Source organism: Nostoc sp. C96 (assembly GCF_059384975.1).
Genome location: NZ_CM182020.1, coordinates 1,332,370 through 1,352,817, shown reverse-complemented (window position 1 = coordinate 1,352,817; position 20,448 = coordinate 1,332,370). Strand labels below are relative to the sequence as shown.

The following is a 20,448-nucleotide window of genomic DNA, read 5'->3' as shown; positions in this document are numbered from 1 at the left end:
GACCATTGACTAATGACCAACTTAATAAGTTTCTACGTGCCAGCGTCCAGCTTTCTTGAGTTCCTTCTGGTAATCACTCCAGGTTACGCCTTCCTTACCAGCAGCAGCAGTTAAAGCCGCATCAATCCCATCTTCCATACCGCGTAAACCGCAGATGTATGTATGGGTTTTTTCGTTTTTAATCAACTGCCACAGTTCATCAGCGTGTTCTGCTACGCGGTCTTGAATGTACATTCTACCGCCTTGAGGATTCTGCTGTTCACGGCTGATAGCATAAGTCAAGCGGAAGTTATCAGGATACTTTTGCTGCATTTCTTCCAATTCTGCTTTATACAGAATATTGGGAGAGGTTGGCACGCCAAAGATTAGCCAAGAGAATCCTTTAAATTGATATTCTGGGTTAGCGGCTCTTTCTGCATCCTTAAACATCCGCCACAGATAAGCACGCATAGGGGCAATACCTGTACCAGTTGCCATCATAATGACGTTAGCTTCAGGGTCATCGGGTAATAACATTTCTTTACCCACTGGCCCGGTGATTTTGACTTCTGCGCCTGGTTCGAGGAAACACAGGTGTGTAGAGCAAACACCATAAACTGTTTCGCCACTTTCTGGGTGCTTATATTCCAACTGGCGAACGCACAACGAAACTGTTTTGTCATCTACATCATCACCATGACGAGTAGAAGCAATAGAGTATAGTCTGAGTTTTTCTGGTTTGCCGTTCTTGTCCAAACCAGGAGGAATAATCCCAATACTTTGACCTTCGATATACTTTAAATCACTACCAGAAAGGTCAAATTTAATATGCTGAACAATACCAATCCCGCCTTCTCCCACTAACGGATCATTAGATATACACTTACCGATAAATGGAGCATTGGGACGATAAGTGTTTACAGGAACGTCAGCGTGGGCTTTTTTGGCTTTCGCTTGAGTCATGGTGTTGCCTTGGTTATCCTTATTCTTTGGCTGTTCTTCAGCTGGTGATTTAGCAAAGCCTTTCGCTTCACTTTTCACTTTCACAGGTGTGGCTTGACCATTTCCCTTATTGTTAGCGGTCTCCACAGGTGCAGTATTCACAACTGGGGTTTGACCATTGAGTTGCTCTAGAACACTTGCAGGTTGAATGCTAACAATTGTGCCGCCTAGGCGAGTGATACGTCGCATTTCTTGATTCATGCGGTTGTAAGGCACTCTGATGAACACACTGCCACTTTTACGAATTGGGTAGTTCGTTTGATCAGTCTCTCCGTTCTGACGCAGACCCACCACTTCGTAAACGAAGATGCGGCTACCTAATTCTGTGTTGGCAGCACCCTCAACAGCACCTTGATTGTACATTCGTTCTATCACTCCGATATTTACTTAACCGTTTTTCAAAAAAACTATTTCCCATCACTAGCCAGATTTTAGTGTATCGGATTTTTGGGTACCAAAACTAGCGCGTTGGGAAAGAGGCATCACAAAATGATACCTTGCTAAGTACACTCACCTTCAGACAAGCAGGTATTGCAATAAACACACCTGTTCATCCTCTAAAATAGAGGATAAGTCGCTGGCAGAATGTTAACCATGCGTCAATTTAATCTTTTTTTCCTGAATACTCTGGCAGACAAATCTCTGCTGACAAGCTTAAAAAAACTGGATACAAATGCTATTAGCACATATAACTAATGCTGAATGAAGGCAACTTTGACTCAGGATTATCTGGTATTTAAATTAATGATTTATTCCTAGCTCATGATACATTGTAAGATGAACATGTCTATCACTATGATGGAAATCTCAAGCTAATATCAACCATGACAATCAAGTTCACTTGCCGTGAAATTGCTGTCAACGGTGATAGAAAGTTGGCTATAAGGTTGATATTGGTGTTAGAAGTCTTTTTCAAAAATGACTGCTCAGTTCATGATAATGAACATCAAATATCTGCTCATTCTTTAGGTAGATTTTCACAATGAATGTAGAAAGTGTTGAGAACTACCAATAAATCAGCACCAACACGCAAATATTGCCTTTTTAAGCAAAATTACACCCAATAAGACTTGGAGTATGGGTATATCATGGGGAAGATGGGTGAAAAACAAAATTTGTGCTGTGTCTAGAAAATTTGCCATTAAATCATTAATCCGACAGTAGCACCACAAGATTCTTGCTGATATTAAATCTTGTATAGGATAACCCCTTCTGTTAAAATTAAGTATACCACTAGGATTAAATACTTACTAGCTGCAAAATAAGGCAATCTCAGACGAGTAACAGCCGTTGATTTGGTTGTTGGCCCGTCTGATAATCGTTATGTGGCTGAGTAGCAAGAACACAGGAAAAACCGATGGGGTAAACTCCTGGCTTCAAAAATCTGCTGTGTGAAAAATTATTGAATGACACATTTAGTATTTAGAGGAGATTTATGACAAATAAGCCGGAACGCGTGGTACTAATTGGAGTAGCCGGAGACTCTGGGTGTGGCAAATCTACTTTTTTGCGTCGTTTGATCGACTTGTTTGGTGAAGAGTTTATGACAGTTATCTGTTTAGATGACTATCATTGCCTAGATCGCAAACAACGCAAGGAAACTGGGATAACTGCACTTGACCCCAGGGCAAACAATTTTGACTTGATGTATGAGCAAATTAAAGCGCTCAAAGAAGGTCAAGCTATTAATAAGCCGATTTATAACCACGAAACCGGCCTGATTGATCCACCAGAAATAGTAGAACCAAATCACATTATTGTGGTTGAAGGTCTACATCCTTTATATGATGAACGGGTGCGATCGCTACTCGATTTCAGCGTTTATTTTGACATCAGCGATGAAGTGAAAATTGCCTGGAAAATTCAACGCGATATGGCAGAAAGAGGTCATCGCTACGAAGATGTCTTAGCTGCTATCAACTCCCGCAAACCTGACTTTACAAAATATATCGAACCCCAAAGAGAATTCGCTGATGTAGTTCTCCAAGTATTGCCCACAAACCTCATTAAAAACGACACAGAGCGTAAAGTTTTGCGGGTACGGATGTTGCAGCGCGAAGGAAAAGAAGGCTTTACTCCAGTTTACCTGTTTGATGAAGGTTCAACTATTAACTGGACTCCTTGTGGACGTAAGCTTACCTGTTCCTATCCAGGTATGCAACTGTACTATGGTTCCGATGTTTATTATGGCCGCTACGTCTCCGTTCTAGAAGTAGATGGTCAATTTGACAACCTAGAAGAAATCATCTACATCGAAAACCACCTCAGCAACACCTCCACCAAGTACGAAGGTGAAATGACTCACTTGTTACTCCAACACCGTGAGTACCCTGGTTCTAATAATGGAACTGGTTTGTTCCAAGTACTGACAGGTCTAAAAATGCGTGCTACCTACGAGCGTTTAACATCAAAGGAAGCAAAACTAGCAGTTCAAGTCTAAAACTAAACAGCAGTGTTTGTGTCAAATTTTTTGGGGGTGCTTCCGGGGGTACCCCCTTTTTATTTGGGGGAATAGAGAATAGTCCCAAGAAAAACCATTGACTGTTGGCTACCCCAAATATTTAACTATTACTTCCTTTACAAATATCGCAACTGGATTATGTGTTTTTAAAATATAGCACTACACTTACTACCGAATGTGTCAAGACTGGTATGATTCTAGAAATAATTAGCTGAACTAAATAGTTAATATTTAGTCAGTGATTATATTATTACAGGAGGAAATCTCTTTGTCTCGACGTTATTTATTTACCTCCGAGTCAGTCACTGAAGGTCATCCAGATAAAATCTGCGATCAAATCTCAGATACAATCCTGGATACCTTATTGACACAAGATCCCAGCAGTCGTGTAGCAGCGGAAGTAGTAGTTAACACAGGCTTAGTGCTAATTACTGGTGAAATCACCACCAAAGCTAACGTCAATTATGTGAATCTGGCTCGCAAAAAAATTGCTGAAATTGGCTATGTTGATGCAGATAACGGCTTTTCTGCTAACAGTACCAGCATCATCGTTGCTTTAGATGAACAATCGCCAGATATTGCCCAAGGTGTAAACGTCGCTCAAGAAACTCGCCAACAGGATAGTGATGAGCTATTCGATACAATCGGCGCAGGCGACCAAGGTATCATGTTTGGCTTTGCTTGTAACGAAACCCCTGAACTAATGCCTTTACCTATCAGTTTGGCACACCGGATTGCTCGCCGACTGGCAGCAGTTCGTAAAACAGGTGAGTTGTCATACCTGCGTCCCGACGGTAAAACCCAAGTAACCGTAGTCTACGAAGATGGTAAACCTGTAGGCATTGATACTATCCTGATTTCCACCCAGCACACAGCCAGCATTGGGGAAATCACTGATGAGGCAGCAGTGCAAGCTAAAATTAAGCAAGACCTCTGGACAGCAGTGGTCGAACCTGTTTTTAGCGATATTAATATCAAGCCTGATCAAGAAACCCGCTTTTTAGTCAATCCTACAGGCAAATTCGTAATCGGTGGGCCGCAAGGTGACTCTGGTTTAACAGGTAGGAAAATCATTGTTGATACCTACGGTGGTTATTCCCGTCATGGTGGTGGTGCTTTTTCTGGCAAAGACCCCACAAAAGTAGACCGTTCTGCGGCTTATGCAGCTCGCTATGTAGCCAAAAACATTGTAGCTGCTGGTTTGGCAGAAAAATGTGAAGTTCAACTGAGTTATGCGATCGGTGTAGCTAGAACCAGTCAGTATTCTCCTAGAAACCTTTGGGACTGGCAAAGTAGATGATGAAATTTTGTTGGAATTAGTCAAAGAAAACTTTGAACTACGTCCAGCCGGAATTATTCATGCTTTCAACTTACGTAAGTTACCAAGTGAACGAGGCGGACGTTTTTATCAGGACGTCGCGGCTTACGGCCATTTGGGACGAAATGACTTAGATTTGCCTTGGGAACAAACCGATAAGGCAGAGTTGTTGAAGCAAGCTGTTGACAAGTTGCGTTCAACTGCGATCGCCTAGTACTCTAGTAACATTAAAATTCCCGTATTAGTCGGTTAGGGAGGAAAAAACAGCGAATACTCCCTTCATATATCAAATTTCCTCTGTCTGAATATTGCTTAAGTAGTAAATAGACAGAGGTTTTTTATTGCTCAAAACTGGAAGAATTAAAAACTTGTTGGAGAATCTTACTAATTGATGTTAAGATGCGATATGAATTAATCTGTCTGGAATCTAAGTATTTGTATCATCCACGGCAACAGTAAAATAAAGTAGTAGTGTAGCTAATAGTTAAAAGATAACTGCTATTAACCAGGTTTCATAAACAGTAACGATAAGGATAAAATTCTAGAATAAGCTTTACTCTAGACAAGTATTGATTATATATAAACACAGAGTTTTATAATTATCTAGTGTTTTTGTATACATTCATATCAAAATCCCTCAAATCCAATAAAGTCATGACAATTATTTAAAGAAGAATTATTTACGCTGCTTCTTACAAAAAATTGTGTAGGTGTTAATCACCAGTTAATTTAATTTTAAAAATGGAATTGATGTGGCGATTTTTGCGGAAGGGCGAGGAGATTTGAGGAATGCAAACTCACAAGCCTAACCCAATTGACAGTAATTCAGAAAGCAAAAAAGTGCCAGCCGAAAATTCATCAACCGAAGAACTCCCAACAATCGAATTTCCCTCCAGTGGGAAACTCAAGGCAAGTTCTTGGCGGATACACCAGAAAATTGGCTATGGCTACTTTGTCGCTATAGGTATTGGCTTTTTTGGCTCACTTACTGGTTTGGTGATTGCCAACTATTATCGAGGACGAGAAATTAGGCAATTTACTCAGGCTCAAGAACAACGTCAACTACTAAATAACTATAAAAATGCGGTAGTTGGAGCGCAATTACATAGTTCTAATTTAGTTGCAGTATTAGAAGATTCTCCACAACTGCTAACTAGAAAAACTGAATTTTTAAAGAATGTTAATAAAGCTCAAGATTTAGAGCAGAAAATTGACAGCTTTATTGAAAGAAAGCCTATGCAATTAGCAGCTACAAGTGCTAATTTACAGGCTTTATTAGAAGATTATACGATTAATTTAAAATCCTACGTTGACCAAATAGAAGATGTCTTAAAAGAAATCGAACGGCAGCCTTTACAACCACAACAAATTGCTGTAGTTCGAGAGCAGTTATTAAAAATAATGCGTGGTGAAACTGCCATGCAGTTAGATAATCTTACCGAAAAGTTAACTAATATTCTGCAAACTGCGGAAAATCAAGAACAGGATAGGCAAATAGACGTAGAGCAGGCGAAAGGAGTTGAGAGATTAATTGTGATGGTGAGTATGCTGGTGTCAGTAGCGATCGCCGCTATTATAGCTTGGCGCACCAGTCGTGCGATCGCCGAACCAGTAATTACTGTCACCCAAGTCGCTGAACAAGTCGCCCGCAAATCTAATTTTGATTTACGCGCCCCTGTCACCACCGAAGATGAAATTGGCTTGTTAGCAAAATCCCTTAATCGGTTGATTGAGCGCGTGTCGGAACGCACCAAACAACTAGAACAAGCCAAAGAATTAGCCGAAGCCGCCAGCAAAGCCAAGAGTGTATTTTTAGCTAACGTCAGTCACGAATTACGTACACCCTTAAATGCTGTCATTGGACTTAGCCAACTCCTGCAAGATGACGCTACAGACTTAAATTTATCAGGAGACTTTATTACTGATTTAGAAACAATCAATTCTGCTGGTAGGCACTTATTAGAATTAATTAACGACATCCTCGACTTGTCAAAAATTGAAGCGGGGAAAATGACTCTTTATCCAGAGACATTTGAAATTGGGAATCTGATTAATAATCTTGTGTTGACTATTAAGCCTTCTATTGAGAAAAATGGCAACATCTTAGAAATAGACTACGACGAACAGCTAGGAACAATGTATGCCGATCAAACAAGAATGCGGCAAGTACTCTTAAACTTATTGAGTAATGCCGCTAAATTTACGACTAACGGCAAAGTCACACTAACTGTTAAAAGTGAAAAACCTAATTCGCTTTCAGACCCTCCCTTGGGTATGATTTCGTTTATGGTGGCGGATACAGGTATTGGAATGACTCATCATCAACAGCAACAGTTATTTCAACCTTTCACCCAAGGGGATAACTCCACTACTAAGAAATATGGTGGTACTGGCTTAGGTTTAGCTATTAGCAGCCATTTTTGCCAGATGATGGGCGGTGAGATTTTTGTCAAAAGTCAGCCAGGAGTAGGCTCGACTTTTACGGTACGCCTACCCTTAACTGTGCGGGAATGATAAGTAGTTGCACAAAATGAAATTCATTCGTGGAGGTAGGGAACAGATTATCTGTTTGACAAATTATTTTCCATCCACTTTCTAAAATTACGCATAGCTTGACTTCTGCCGCTAGTCAAACACTGCTGAACATATTCATTAACTAATTCAATAATCGGTATATTAGGAAAGTTAGTACTAGATTGAGATTGAATATATTTTCCATCTTGGAGTACAAAAATTTCTAAACCTTGTTTTGTATATCGCCAAAGTTCAGGAACTCCTAAAATTTCATAGTTATTAAATTGAGTCCGTGAGGTAATATCAATTTCAATTGCTAAATCTGGTGGTGGATCTATATTTAAATCAATTCTATTTTTACCAATCACAGCAGCTTGATTTTGAATATAAAAAGAGGTATCTGGTTCTACTGCTTGCCGCATTTGCTCATTTTTAAGTGTAGTAGAACCAAATGGTTCAAAATCAATCTGGAGTTTGTCTAATAAAATTTTGACTAAATCACCAATTAACTCTTTATCTTTTTCATGCTCAGGTAGAGGAACCATAATTTCTAACCAACCATTACTATAAGAAATACGTGCGGCACGTTTATCTCCCATTTCTTCTAAAATATTTTCTAACTGCTGCCAACTAATATCTTTCAGCAACATTTGTTGTCCCGGTTTGACGATAATTTGTTGCAGTTTTAAAAGCATATCGCCTCTAAATTGGGTTTAGTTCTTATTATAAGGAATGAGAATGCGATCGCAGTTCAAACAAATCATAATGAAAGGTGATTTCTGGGTTGATATTTATCTGCTTTCACCTTGCATCCAAAAACGCTGCGGCTGCTTTCTTTGGATGCACGGCGATCGCTCGCTTGGCGAATTTTTTGGTAATTTGCAGCTGATGAAGGTAAAGGTAGAGTGCGATCGCAGCTAAGAGAATAGTAGTCTGTATAATGTTGGGTTCCGTTCCTTCACCCAACCTACACCTAACTTTACTGGTGAATGAGTGTTTGATATTCGTGAATGAGTCTTTGATATTCGCGGACGAGTGTTTAATACTCGCGGACGAGTGTTTAATACTCGCGGACGAGTCTTTAATATTCGCGGACGAGTGTTTAATACTCGCGGGCGAGTCTTTAATATTCGCGGACGAGTGTTTGATACTCGTGAATGAGTCTTTGATATTCGTGAATGAGTGCTTAATACTCGCGGACGAGTCTTTGATATTCGTGCGAGAGTATTTAATATTCGTGAATGAGTCTTTGATATTCGCGCGAGAGTATTTAACAGGTGGTGCAACTTTCCCTTAAACCTAACCCCCAACCCCTTCCCTACGAGGGAAGGGGAGCCAGACTCAAAGCCTCTCTCCGCTTCGGGGAGAGGTTTGGAGAGGGGTTTCAAAAATAAGTTGCACATTGCGTTATTTAATACTCGTGAATGAGTCTTTGATACTCGTAAGCGAGTCTTTGATATTTGTGAATAAGCAAGCCTGGGAATTTATTCCGAATCTCATAGCGCAAATCCTCTGGGAAAGACTCAACGAAAAATTGATTCCAGTCCACTTGAGTGGACTTTCGCTATTAGCCTGGAACTTTAGTTCTAGGCGGGATATGTTTCAACACAAAAATTTTCGACTTGTGTGTCCTAAGTTAACAAGTCTGTGAGCCTGATTACGAACTACGAATTAAGGATTAATATACACAGGCTTATAAGTGAACTTGCAGTAAACTATTCTGGTAAATATCGCTACAGAGTTGGTGAGGTTTGCAGGTGACAAACGAAGAACTGTTGCAAATTATTGAACAAGCTGCGAAGGAAAAGGTAACAAAGCTAGACCTATCTAACAAACAACTCAGCAGCCTGCCACTAGAAATTTGTGAACTCTCTAGCTTAAGTAAGCTAGACCTATCTAATAATCAACTCTGTAGCCTCCCACCAGAAATCGGTCAACTTTCTAACTTAATACGGCTAAACCTAAATAGCAATCAACTCAGCAGTCTACCGCCAGAAATCGGCCGACTCCTTAATTTAACTCGATTATCTCTTACTGACAATCAACTGAAAAATCTACCGCCAGAAATCGGCCAACTCTCTAACCTGACACGACTATATCTCGATAACAATCAACTGAGCAGTCTGCCGTCAGAAATTGGCCAACTCTCCAATTTGGTGCGATTACACCTCTATAAAAATAAACTGAGCAGTCTGCCGCCAGAAATCTGTCAACTCTCCAGTTTGATGCGGCTAGATCTTGATAACAATCAACTGATTAGTCTGCCATCAGAAATTAGCCAACTCTCCGAATTGAGGGAATTATATCTTCATAAAAATAAACTGAGCAGTCTGCCATCAGAAATTAGCCAACTCTCAAACTTAAGGTGGCTATACCTTCATGAAAACCAACTCAGCACGCTACCGCCAGAAATCTGTCAATTCTCCAACTTGACGCGGCTATACCTTGATCGCAATCAACTGATCAGCCTACCGCCAGAAATCGGTCAACTCTCCAACTTGATAACGCTATACCTCGATAACAATCAACTGGTCAGTTTGCCACCAGAAATCGGTCAACTCTCCAACTTGACAACGCTATTCCTCTATAACAACCCCTTAACCTCGCCGCCGCCTGAGATTATCGAGCAAGGAACCCAAGCAATTTTGACCTACCTGCGAGAAAAATTAGAAGATAGTCAACGCCAATGGGTTTCTAAACTACTAGTAGTCGGTGAAGGCGGCGTAGGCAAAACATCTTTATTAAGAGCATTACGTGGTGAAGAATTCGACACCCAAGAATCAACAACCCACGGCATTGAAATTAAATCCCTCGCCTTAACCCACCCCACAAAACCAGATGTCACAATGCAGCTAAACACCTGGGACTTTGGCGGACAGGAAATCTATCACGCTACTCATCAATTCTTCCTCACCAACCGTTCCTTATTCTTACTTGCCTGGAATGCGCGACTGGGATTTGAGCAAGGTAAACTCTACTATTGGCTAGATACTATCAAAGCCTTAGCACCGGAATCACCCATTTTACTTGTCGCCACTCACATCGACGAACGCGACGCTGGACCTTCCCCTCAAAGAGTTACGCGACAAATACCCTCAAATAGTCGAACACTGCAAAATTAGTTCTAAAATCAGCCTGGGTATTGAAGAACTTCGTCAAGCGATCGCCGACACTGCTGCTAAACTGCCCTTAATGGGTGAAATCTGGCCTACGACTTGGTTAAATGCTGCTAACGCTATTCGTTCCCAGCCAGAAAAATACATCACGCCGCAGCAATTGGGGAAAATTATGGCTGAGTCTAGAGTTGCGGAAGTTAGCAAAGAAGTGCTGGCGCGATGGCTGCATGAATTAGGCGAAATTCTCTATTTCCAAGACAATGAAGAACTCAACGATACAGTTGTCCTCAAACCGCAGTGGGTGACAGAATATATCAGCAAAGTTTTGGAAAGCGGAGAAGTAATTAACAAATTTGGCATCTTCACCCGCCAGGAAATGGATAAACTCTGGCAAGATTTAGCCCCATCAATGCGTGACCACTTTCTCCGGCTGATGGAACGCTTTGACCTTTCCTACCGCACTTTAGAAGACCGGGATATCAGCTTAATTGTTGAACGTTTGCCTTTCGACCCGCCGAATTACGAACCCAAATGGCAGCAAATCAAAGCTAAGGGAAATTGCCATGAAATTTCGATGAAATTCAAGCTCAATACCATTCCGGCGGGGATTCCCACTTGGTTTATTGCCCGTCAACACCGCTTTACAACTAACACCCATTGGCGAAACGGCGCATTATTGGCTTATGAACAAGAACATTTAGCCTTGGTGGAAGCTGTGAAAGGCGATCGCTATATTAAACTAACAGTACGCGGTGCTAACCCTTTGAATTTCTTCGTCCTATTACGAGATGGCATTGAAGTTACTCTCTCTAGGTTTCCCGGTTTAGACATTCAACGCACTATTCCCTGTCTTGGTCATAATGGCGAACCCTGCACCCACGAATTTGACTATCACCAATTATCCAAACGTTGGGAAAAAAAGAAAGCAACCATTGAATGTCCCGAAGCAATAGAAGATGTCTCAGTTGCCGAACTTTTGTATGGCTTAAATTTCCATACACAAAATGCAGTTTTAGAACGCATTGATGAATTAGAAACAAAAGTTGTTGATAAACAATCAGCTATTCTCGATGAAATCAAAAATCTGCGCGAACTATCACAACGGGAATTCACTAACATATTTCGCCGCGAACAAGCCAAAATCGATTCTCATTGTCCGAATATTTTTGTCCTGCGCCCCCGTGGTGGTAAATCTTGGCAAAAAGCCATAGCCGGACAAAAAATAGATTTACAACTTTATTGCCAAGCTCCAGGTTGTTGGCATCCCACCCAAGCAGGCGGTTTATATGAAATAGATGAACCTGCCAAATGGCTGAGAGCAACTGCACCTTATATTGGTAAATTATTTAAAGTTTTAAGATTTGCCGCACCCATAATTGGCCCTTGGTTGGGTGTGGTAGACCCTAAAGAATACGAAGCAATTTATAAGAATGATTTGGAATTATTTAAAGAACTAGCAGACAAATTACCAGAAATTCAAGATGCCGCAGATTTAGAATTAGCAGACAAAATTGCCAGAGGTGAAGATTTAGATCCCGAACGCGCCGACGGTGCGGCGTTGCGTTCCTTGCGTCAACTGCTAGAAGAAAAAGATCCCCAACAACACTGGGGTGGACTCAAGAAAGTATTAACACCAGAAGGACATTACCTTTGGCTGTGCGAACACCACGCAGTTGAATATAAACGGTAATGAGAGGCAGTAGATTTGTTTGTATTGCCGTATAAAAACCATGAAGAACGCCGTGTGCAACTTTTTTTTCAAACCTAACCCCCAACCCCTTCCCTACAAGGGAAGGGGAGCAAGAATCAAAGCCTCTCTCCTTGCAGGGGAGCTAGTGCGTTGCGGGGGTTCCCCCCGTTGTAGCAACTGGCGTGAGAGGTTTGGAGAGGGGTTTCCACAATAAGTCGCACATCGGGTTGAATACTAAAAATAGTAGTAATACTTCTGCCTTCAGTTGGTAAGTGTAGCCGAACCACTGCCTCCTGCCTCACTTTACCAGCCCGATTTCCGCTAAAATCTAGTTCGGAGGACTGTGAATCAGGAGACTAGGGTTGCCTACACTTGGAGTTAACATCGACCATATTGCTACCATCCGACAAGCGCGACGGACAGTGGAACCAGACCCTGTGGCGGCAGCTGTACTGGCTGAATTAGGGGGTGCAGATGGAATTACGGTACATTTGCGGGAAGACAGGCGGCATATTCAAGACCGAGATGTACGTTTGTTACGGCAAACAGTGAGAACACATCTTAATCTAGAAATGGCCGCGACAGATGAAATGGTAGCGATCGCTCTTGACATTAAACCAGATTATGTCACTTTAGTCCCAGAAAAACGCGAAGAAGTCACCACAGAAGGCGGACTCGATATCGTTGGGCAAATTGCTAGAATAGGAGAAATTGTCGATAAACTGCAAAGCGCTGCCATTCCTGTCAGTTTGTTTATCGATGCCGTACCCGCACAAATCGAAGCATCTGTCAAAATACAAGCAAAATTCATTGAATTGCACACTGGCCAGTATGCTGAAGCTAACAATGAAACCACTCGCCAAAAAGAACTAGCCATATTGGCTACAGGGTGCGAACAAGCGATTAAAGCCGGACTGCGAGTAAATGCTGGTCATGGCCTCACTTACTGGAATGTTTCTCCTGTCGCCGCGCTTCCCGGAATGGAAGAACTCAACATCGGTCATACTATCATCAGTCGGGCAGCTTTAGTTGGCATAGAAAGAGCAGTCCGAGAAATGAAACAAGCCATACAAGGAAATCAGTGAACAGTGAACAGTTAACAGTTATCGGTTTTTTATTGATAACTGGTCACTGACAACTGATAACTGATATTAGGGGGGTTGTAACTGCGAAATCCAGAAAAAAGTATGAAGTGTGAAGTGTGAAGTATGAAATGAGTTTTTCAGCTTTTGAGCTTCAGCTTTCAGACTTTGTTGATTAAAATCTCAACTCAGACTTTTATGACCTCAACAGAATCTCACAACTTACCGCTTTGGGTACAGGATAGGGATAAAGTTATCGCCGCCAGCACAGATGTTGAGTGGCGTTATCAAACACCTCCTGATTATTCACGCTCCAAAGAAAATCTTGCCAAAGAAAGTGTATGTCATCATGTTGAAGGATCGTTAGAAGCGATCGTGCAGAATTTGGTAAGAACCTTCGAGATGGAGGTATCATTCAAATCTAATCCACAGCAGTGGTTATCAGTTGTGAATGACAAGTTTCGTGTAAGCACCAATGGCGGAAAAGAGTACACAGCCGCAGAGTTAGGCAACCAAGGTACTTACAATTTGTTTATGGCTGATTCTGAACATTACAAAGCGTCAGAAGAAAGTTTTGAATCATCAGCCAAAATCTTCCACACAACATTTCCCCAAGGTTTCCCTTGGGAAGTGCTGGAAGTGTTTTCAGGGCCACCAAACGTAACATTCAAGTGGCGGCACTGGGGACATTTTAGAGGTGCATACAAAGACTATGTACCCACTGGAGAGACAATTGAAATTGTCGGTATGAGCGTTGCTCGTGTCACCGATGATTTAAAAATTATTTCCGTAGAACACTATTTTGACAACACGCTGTTTTTAGACAAACTGACAGCTGGTGGTCAACAAACAAATAGTGAAATTAAAGGAAGTAGTTGTCCCTTCAGTTCTTGGTTCTCAAAATTTCGTAAGAATTAGTTAAATCAGGATACAGAATTAACTCTGTATCCTGATTTAACCCATTATTAACCAAAGGATGAAAATGCAAACATATTATTACGTTTTAGCCAGCCAGCGCTTTCTAGTTCAAGAAGAACCCCTAGAGGAAGTGCTGAAAGAACGCACTCGTCACTATCATGAAAATGAAAAACAAATCGATTTTTGGTTAGTTGAACAACCAGCCTTTTTAGAAGCGCCGGAAATGAAAGTAGTTAAAGCTCAGTGTCCTAAACCCGCAGCAGCAATTATATCTACAAATCCCCAATTTATTACCTGGCTGAAACTACGATTAGAGTACGTAATTACAGGGGAATTTAATGCACCTTCAGTAACAATTCCAGAGCCTTTGGCATCTCTTACTAGTGTTTCTTAGTCAAAGGTCAATCGTCAATAGTCAATCGTCAATAGTTTTTGTTCATCAAAATACTAGATTATTTTGCTTGACCATCGACCTTTGATAATAGACTATTGACAAATTACTAAAATAAAATTTTTTAAAAAATCCAGCTTATGCGTCCCAATTTTGTGCAGAGATTTGAGACTATATCTAGTGCATTGGTAATAGCGATCGCAGGTTTAATCAATACTACAATTTCTGTGAACGCCCAACAGAAAATTCCTGTCTGCCAACCGCCCAATCCTGGAGAATATTTATTACTAGTCATTACTCCCACAGCAGAATATCAAAGGCAATTGCGGAGTGCTTTACCAAACGAGATTTCTACTACTACCTGCCAATATCTCACCGACACAGTGACTCGGATAGGTGGTTTTAACACTATCGAATATGCAAATCGTTGGGCAAGATACATCAATAATATTGTTGGGTTATCTGCCATCATTACGACAAAGCCTGCCGAAGTTGCTCAACAACCAGCAACAGTACCAACTGTTAGCTATAATCCCCAACCATTAGGACAAGGTTACGCCGTACTAGTAGACTACTACAACCGTCCAGAACTAGCTAATAGCGTGCAACAAGTTGTGGGAGGTAACGTCGGTTTTGCTTCTTATGGACAGCGCCCTTACTTGTTAGCAACTCATACAACCAACCAACAACAGGCATACAATACACTACAAAAACTCAACGAGCGTGGCTTTTTCGCCATCCTCGTCGATAGTCGCAAAGTAGTGTTACTACGTTCAGCCGTCAAAGTACAGTAGCCAATTAAAAAAGGCAAAAGGCAAAAGTTAAAAGAAAGAATGTTATCTTGTAAGCTTTTCACACTTCACACTTCATACTTCTAATAAGCTGCCCTTGCCAACCAGTAAATAGTGATCCCCAAAGCTGAACCAGCTATCACTTGTACTGGTGTGTGTCCCAGTAATTCCTTGAGGCGGTCTTGGCTAAACTCGTGCTTTTCATCAAATAATTCAGCAATCATTTGATTGAGTATTCGAGCCTGCTTACCCGCAGCTTGGCGAACTCCGGCTGCATCATACATCACGATAATGGCAAACACTGTCGCTAAGGCAAATTCCGGCGATGCCCAACCAATAGTTTGTCCAATACCAGCTGCTAGGGCTGTGACTAGAGCCGAATGAGCGCTGGGCATACCTCCAGTCGTAACTAAAACACGCACATTCAGTTTTTGATTTTTGACTACCTCAATAAGCAGTTTCAATGCTTGAGCAATAAAACAAGCTACCAGCGCTACCACCAGCACCCGGTTGTCTAAAATATCGGTTATGTCCTGCATGGTGTTTTGGTTCAGTTAGTTAAAATTAGCAGTAATTATTTTGTAAGTAAAAATTAGACGCAACCCAAATTTCCAAATCTCAAAAGGAACTGATGCCAAATTGGCAAACTTGATATTGTTTGGGGTTGTTGGAGTAGCCTGTTAGTCAAGACTATGAATCTAACTGTTGCATAATAGTCACTTGAGGGTGGCGCACCCTCCTGTAGTAATGATTCACCACAAGACAGTGGCTCCAAAATTGACAATCCAAATTGGTATGTCCTAATTATTACGATTCACAATAAAGTGCGCTATTGCTTGGAGTGGTTGTGCCAGGTTGCCGAATGGCTCTAACTCTGCACAAGCTGACTCAATTAGCTGTTGAGCTTTAGCGCGTGATTGCTCAATTCCCCACAGACTAGGATAAGTGACTTTTTTTGCTACGAGGTCTTTACCCGCTGTTTTGCCTAGTTGTTCTTGAGTCGCAGTCACATCCAAAATATCATCAATAATTTGGAATGCCAGACCAATGTTTTGTGAGTAGCGAGTTAGTCGTTGTACATCTTCTGGCGATGCGCCTGCCAAGATACCGCCACAAACCACACAAGCTTCCAGTAGGGCAGCAGTTTTATGGTTGTGAATAAAATTGAGGGTTTCGAGAGAAATATCAGATTTACCTTCTGATTCCAAATCTACTACTTGCCCACCAACTAAACCTGCTGCACCTAGCGCTCTGCCTAAGCGGGCAATTACCTGTAAAACTTTGTCTCTGGGAACATTCTCTGGTGTTTGAGTGGCAACTAGTTCAAAAGCAAAGGCTAGTAACCCATCTCCAGCCAAAATGGCAATATCGTCACCATAGACTTTGTGATTCGTCAATCTACCACGACGATAATCATCATTGTCCATTGCTGGCAGGTCATCGTGAATTAATGACATTGTGTGAATCATTTCGACAGCACAAGCTGTAGGCATAGCCATTTCGACAGTGCCGCCCATCATTTCACAGGTAGCAAGGCAGAGAATGGGACGCACACGCTTTCCTCCAGCTAGGAGAGAGTAGCGCATTGATTCATAAATCGTTTCTGGATATATGACTGGCATACATGTATCCAGAGCAGTATCACAAAGCTTTTGGCGCTCTTTGAGATAGGCGACAAGGTTAAAGGTTGCTGTTTCTGGCATCTTCTGAAGGTTATCAGCTGCTACCATTCTTATAATTCCTTCAATTTTTGGCTTTTGGCTGTTTGTCTTATACGTCACAATTTTACGGGGCTTTGGCGCTGAAAAGTTATGCAGGATGAATCGGGAGTAAAAAATTCATAACTCATAACTTTTAACTAGCTTGTAGCGCGTAAATAGCTGGTAAAGGTGTTTTGCAACAAGATGGCAACGGTCATAGGGCCAACACCACCGGGAACGGGGGTGAAATATTCTGCCACACCAGCAATTGATTCCAAATCGACATCGCCGACTAAGCGACTATTGCCATTGGCATCAGTGACGCGGTTCATCCCCACATCTACCACGATCGCACCCTGTTTTACCATGTCAGATGTAATGAGTCCTGGACGACCAACTGCGGCGATGATAATATCGGCATTCTTGGTGATGTTAGCCAGATTTTGCGATCGCGAATGAGCAACTGTGACAGTAGCATCTGCTTCTAGTAGCATCAAAGCCATTGGCTTCCCTACTAAAATGCTGCGTCCTATCACCACTGCATTTTTTCCCCGCAGAGGAATATTATATTCTGCCAGCAAGTGCATTACTCCCGCAGGAGTGCAACTACGTAACCCGCTTTCACCGCGTACCAGTCGCCCTAAATTCACTGGGTGCAGCCCATCCGCATCTTTATCTGGATGTATTTGATGTAACAAAGACACAGCATCCAAGTGGTCAGGTAGGGGTAGCTGTACCAAAATTCCATCAACTCTTTCGTCTTCGTTAAGTTCGGCAATAACCGCCTCTAATTCTTGTTGGCTAGTTTCTTGAGGAAAATGCTTACCAAAAGAGGCAATACCTACCTTAGCGCAGGCTTTTTCTTTATTGCGAACATAAGCAGCTGAGGCGGGGTTATCGCCAACCATCAACACGGCTAAACCGGGAGGACGGCCTACTTTGGCTTGTAATTGGTGAATTTGTGTTTGTAGTTGTTGGTGAATTTTTGCTGCTAACGCTTTACCATCAAGAAGTTTGGCAGTTGTTGTTTCCATGAGAATCCTCAGAAGATTCGCCTCTAATCCCAAATTTTAGTTGTCTGTAGTGAAGTTAACAGCGGGAAAAATTCTTGTTTGTTGATTTGCTGTTGCATATCTCCTACCACAAGACCATACTTGTTCATCTTCTCAGATCCCTTGTCGAATCTTACGGATAAAACTATGAAATTAGGAGATAGGTATAGGTGACAGGGGACAGGAAACAGGGAAAGGCTAAAAGTCAACAGGTAATAGTAGAACAGTAGACAAGTTTTTTAGTTCTGCATTTTCTATTCCCGATAAAACTCATGCACAAATCGTCAAATTATTACCGCATAATCTGCAATTGTCTGCTAGTAGCGGGACTTGCTAGTTGTGCTGCTTGGAGGCTTCCCGAACTCAAAGGCGGTAATTTTGTCTTTGGTAGTAATGTCACACCAATTGAAAAAATTCCCACTAAACCAGACAAACCAACTACGGTTTATATCCAAGGTAAGGTAGAAAAGCAAGTACCGCTGATGAAGCAGTGGGCATATCAAATTAATGATTCGACTGGCAAAATCTGGGTAATTACCAATCAAAAAAATTTGCAGCAGGGAACTCAAGTAGTTTTAAAGGGTAAAGTGAGCTATAAAAGTATTCCGATCGCTGGGCAAGATTTTGGTGAAGTATATATAACAGAAGAGTAATTTTTAAGTTTAAATTTTATGACTAACCAACTACCAGAAGTAGCGATCGCCATTCTTTACCAAGACAACAAGTATCTCATGCAACTGCGCGATAACATTCCCACCATTGCGGCGGCTGGTTGCTGGGGTTTGTTCGGCGGACACATCGAACCAGGCGAAACGCCAGAGGTAGCAGTCAAGCGCGAACTTATCGAAGAAATTGGTTATGAATTGCCGACATTTGCCGAATTTGGCTGTTATCCTGACGAAAAAGTCATCCGCTATGTTTTCCAGGCTCCCTTGTTGGTGGACATAAATCAACTGGAACTGAATGAAGGCTGGGATATGGGACTTTTAACACTAGAAGATATTAGCAGCGGTAGTTGTTACTCAGAAATAGCCGGCGAAATCCGTCCTTTGGGAACAATGCACCAAAGAATTATGCTGGATTTTATCAATCAACAAAGTGCTGACAAGTGACAGGTGATAGAAAATTATTTGTCACCTGTCACCTTTACCCTGTAACCTATAACCCTAGCCCCTTGAAAGAAATTAATCTGATGCCACAATAAACTAAAGAATTGTGGTGAAGTCATTCTCATGCAATCAGCAAACAAACTACCACGATGGTTAAGTTATGGCTTGGCGTTTCCGCTAGTCATTCTCAACGGTTGGTTATTAATCCAGGTTGTCAAGTACTTTCAACCCTTGGTTAGTGTAGTTGCGATCGCTATCCTACTAGCATTTGTCTTAAACTACCCCATCCAGTTTTTTCACAGACGCGGTGTACCCCGAAACTTGGCGATTATTGGAGTATTGCTGTTAGCTGTGGTGATTTTAGCGGGTGTTGGTGTCACCTTAGTGCCAGTTATCTTGCAACAGCTAAATGAACTAGCTAATATTCTCCCTTCTTGGATAGATTCTGGCTTGCAACAATTAGAAGCTTTTCAAAATTGGGCAGCAACGCAACAACTTCCGGTTAATTTAAGAGGTTTAGCTCTCCAACTTTTAGAGAGATTATCTAATCAATTTCAATCTTTCACAGGCAGAATTCTCGGTTTTGCCTTTGATACTATCGGTGTTGTCGTTAATATCTTAATTGCCGCAGTTTTGACTATTTACTTAATCTTAAATGGGGAAAATTTGTGGAATGGAATTTATCAATGGTTTCCTGAACACATCGGCACAAAAGTTAGGCAATTACTCCGAGAAGATTTTCAAAATTATTTTATTGGTCAGGCAACATTGGGGGCTATTTTAGCTGTGTTGGTGACATTAGCATTTGTCGCTCTCCGAATTCCTCTTGCTTTATTGTTTGGGATTGCGATCGGCTTTTTCTCATTATTTCCCTTTGGTACAGGGATAGGAATTGCCATTGTAAGTTTATTAGTTGCTTTAGAAAATTTCTGGTTAGGCGTGGAAGTTTTAGGTGTAGCAGTAGCTATTGACCAAATTAATTCTAATATTGTTGCACCCAGAATTTTAGGAAATTTAACTGGTTTAAATCCTGTTTGGGTGGTGATTTCTTTACTCATCGGTGCAAAACTAGGCGGAGTTTTAGGATTGTTAATTGCTATTCCGATCGCCAGTTTTATTAAGGATATTGCTGATAGTTGGCGAGCCGGAGAACTTACTCAAAAAATAATTCCTCATGAGGATGGTGTGAAAGTTACACCAATGGAAATAAATCAAGAAAATTACATCAGCAAAAGTTAATTAAAACTTGCCTTGATAGTTCAGATACCCGACTTTTTCAAGAAGTCGGGTATCTTTGATTTTATATCATCATAGTTTCTTAACTT

18 protein-coding genes and 1 pseudogene are annotated in these 20,448 nt (G+C 41.4%); 14 read left to right on the top strand and 5 right to left on the bottom strand.

Annotated features, from left to right (window positions below):
* Positions 1 to 21 precede the first annotated feature (21 nt).
* Positions 22 to 1,344: a bifunctional rod-capping linker CpcD/ferredoxin--NADP reductase PetH gene (cpcD/petH, locus tag AC504W_RS05820; protein ID WP_494876749.1), complete on the bottom strand. Its 1,323-nt coding sequence runs from the start codon at positions 1,342 to 1,344 to the stop codon at positions 22 to 24.
* A gap of 1,072 nt (positions 1,345 to 2,416) precedes the next feature.
* Here cpcD/petH and AC504W_RS05815 point away from each other — a divergent pair.
* The 3 genes and pseudogenes from AC504W_RS05815 to AC504W_RS05805 all read left to right on the top strand — a co-directional run bounded on the left by AC504W_RS05815 (position 2,417) and on the right by AC504W_RS05805 (position 7,274).
* Positions 2,417 to 3,421, top strand: a complete 1,005-nt coding sequence (locus AC504W_RS05815) for a phosphoribulokinase (RefSeq protein WP_096583095.1) — start codon at positions 2,417 to 2,419, stop codon at positions 3,419 to 3,421.
* A gap of 289 nt (positions 3,422 to 3,710) precedes the next feature.
* A pseudogene (metK, locus tag AC504W_RS05810) lies at positions 3,711 to 4,974 on the top strand (methionine adenosyltransferase).
* Between the two features lie 575 nt (positions 4,975 to 5,549).
* Positions 5,550 to 7,274 carry a sensor histidine kinase gene (locus AC504W_RS05805; RefSeq protein ID WP_494876747.1) on the top strand — a complete coding sequence of 575 codons (1,725 nt, stop codon included), beginning with the start codon at positions 5,550 to 5,552 and terminating at the stop codon, positions 7,272 to 7,274.
* Positions 7,275 to 7,321: 47 nt separating this feature from the next.
* On the opposite strand, the gene AC504W_RS05800 is transcribed toward AC504W_RS05805, so the two are convergent.
* Positions 7,322 to 7,969, bottom strand: coding sequence for a Uma2 family endonuclease (locus AC504W_RS05800; RefSeq protein ID WP_494876745.1), 648 nt, complete (start codon positions 7,967 to 7,969; stop codon positions 7,322 to 7,324).
* Between the two features lie 70 nt (positions 7,970 to 8,039).
* Between AC504W_RS05800 and AC504W_RS05795 the strand changes: the two genes are divergently transcribed.
* The 8 genes from AC504W_RS05795 to AC504W_RS05760 all read left to right on the top strand — a co-directional run bounded on the left by AC504W_RS05795 (position 8,040) and on the right by AC504W_RS05760 (position 15,265).
* On the top strand, positions 8,040 to 8,195 hold the full coding sequence (locus AC504W_RS05795; protein ID WP_494876744.1) for a hypothetical protein: 156 nt from the start codon (positions 8,040 to 8,042) through the stop codon (positions 8,193 to 8,195).
* A gap of 114 nt (positions 8,196 to 8,309) precedes the next feature.
* Positions 8,310 to 8,435: a hypothetical protein gene (locus AC504W_RS05790; RefSeq protein WP_494876743.1), complete on the top strand. Its 126-nt coding sequence runs from the start codon at positions 8,310 to 8,312 to the stop codon at positions 8,433 to 8,435.
* A 596-nt stretch (positions 8,436 to 9,031) separates the two neighbouring features.
* Positions 9,032 to 10,396: a leucine-rich repeat domain-containing protein gene (locus AC504W_RS05785; RefSeq protein WP_494879565.1), complete on the top strand. Its 1,365-nt coding sequence runs from the start codon at positions 9,032 to 9,034 to the stop codon at positions 10,394 to 10,396.
* Positions 10,302 to 12,080, top strand: coding sequence for a COR domain-containing protein (locus tag AC504W_RS05780; protein ID WP_494879563.1), 1,779 nt, complete (start codon positions 10,302 to 10,304; stop codon positions 12,078 to 12,080). The genes AC504W_RS05785 and AC504W_RS05780 overlap by 95 nt, the downstream gene beginning before the upstream one ends.
* 362 nt (positions 12,081 to 12,442) lie before the next feature.
* A complete protein-coding gene (locus AC504W_RS05775) occupies positions 12,443 to 13,165 on the top strand; it encodes a pyridoxine 5'-phosphate synthase (protein WP_494876741.1) in 723 nt (240 codons plus the stop codon).
* Positions 13,166 to 13,360: 195 nt separating this feature from the next.
* Positions 13,361 to 14,080, top strand: a complete 720-nt coding sequence (locus tag AC504W_RS05770) for a SnoaL-like polyketide cyclase (protein WP_494876740.1) — start codon at positions 13,361 to 13,363, stop codon at positions 14,078 to 14,080.
* A 64-nt stretch (positions 14,081 to 14,144) separates the two neighbouring features.
* Positions 14,145 to 14,474: an MgPME-cyclase complex family protein gene (locus AC504W_RS05765; RefSeq protein ID WP_494876739.1), complete on the top strand. Its 330-nt coding sequence runs from the start codon at positions 14,145 to 14,147 to the stop codon at positions 14,472 to 14,474.
* Positions 14,475 to 14,611: 137 nt separating this feature from the next.
* On the top strand, positions 14,612 to 15,265 hold the full coding sequence (locus tag AC504W_RS05760) for a hypothetical protein (RefSeq protein WP_494876738.1): 654 nt from the start codon (positions 14,612 to 14,614) through the stop codon (positions 15,263 to 15,265).
* An 80-nt stretch (positions 15,266 to 15,345) separates the two neighbouring features.
* On the opposite strand, the gene AC504W_RS05755 is transcribed toward AC504W_RS05760, so the two are convergent.
* From AC504W_RS05755 to folD, 3 genes are all read right to left on the bottom strand, one after another.
* Positions 15,346 to 15,801 (bottom strand): divergent PAP2 family protein, encoded by a 456-nt coding sequence (locus AC504W_RS05755; protein ID WP_494876737.1) that lies wholly within the window; start codon positions 15,799 to 15,801, stop codon positions 15,346 to 15,348.
* A 261-nt stretch (positions 15,802 to 16,062) separates the two neighbouring features.
* A complete protein-coding gene (gene crtE / locus AC504W_RS05750) occupies positions 16,063 to 16,992 on the bottom strand; it encodes a geranylgeranyl diphosphate synthase CrtE (RefSeq protein WP_494876736.1) in 930 nt (309 codons plus the stop codon).
* A 128-nt stretch (positions 16,993 to 17,120) separates the two neighbouring features.
* Positions 17,121 to 17,996, bottom strand: a complete 876-nt coding sequence (gene folD / locus AC504W_RS05745; RefSeq protein ID WP_494876734.1) for a bifunctional methylenetetrahydrofolate dehydrogenase/methenyltetrahydrofolate cyclohydrolase FolD — start codon at positions 17,994 to 17,996, stop codon at positions 17,121 to 17,123.
* Between the two features lie 290 nt (positions 17,997 to 18,286).
* Between folD and AC504W_RS05740 the strand changes: the two genes are divergently transcribed.
* From AC504W_RS05740 to AC504W_RS05730, 3 genes are all read left to right on the top strand, one after another.
* Complete coding sequence (locus AC504W_RS05740) at positions 18,287 to 18,667, top strand: hypothetical protein (protein ID WP_494876732.1); 381 nt, start codon at positions 18,287 to 18,289, stop codon at positions 18,665 to 18,667.
* Between the two features lie 18 nt (positions 18,668 to 18,685).
* Positions 18,686 to 19,126 carry an NUDIX hydrolase gene (locus tag AC504W_RS05735; protein ID WP_494876731.1) on the top strand — a complete coding sequence of 147 codons (441 nt, stop codon included), beginning with the start codon at positions 18,686 to 18,688 and terminating at the stop codon, positions 19,124 to 19,126.
* Between the two features lie 120 nt (positions 19,127 to 19,246).
* Complete coding sequence (locus AC504W_RS05730; protein ID WP_494876730.1) at positions 19,247 to 20,362, top strand: AI-2E family transporter; 1,116 nt, start codon at positions 19,247 to 19,249, stop codon at positions 20,360 to 20,362.
* The last annotated feature ends 86 nt before the right edge of the window (positions 20,363 to 20,448 follow it).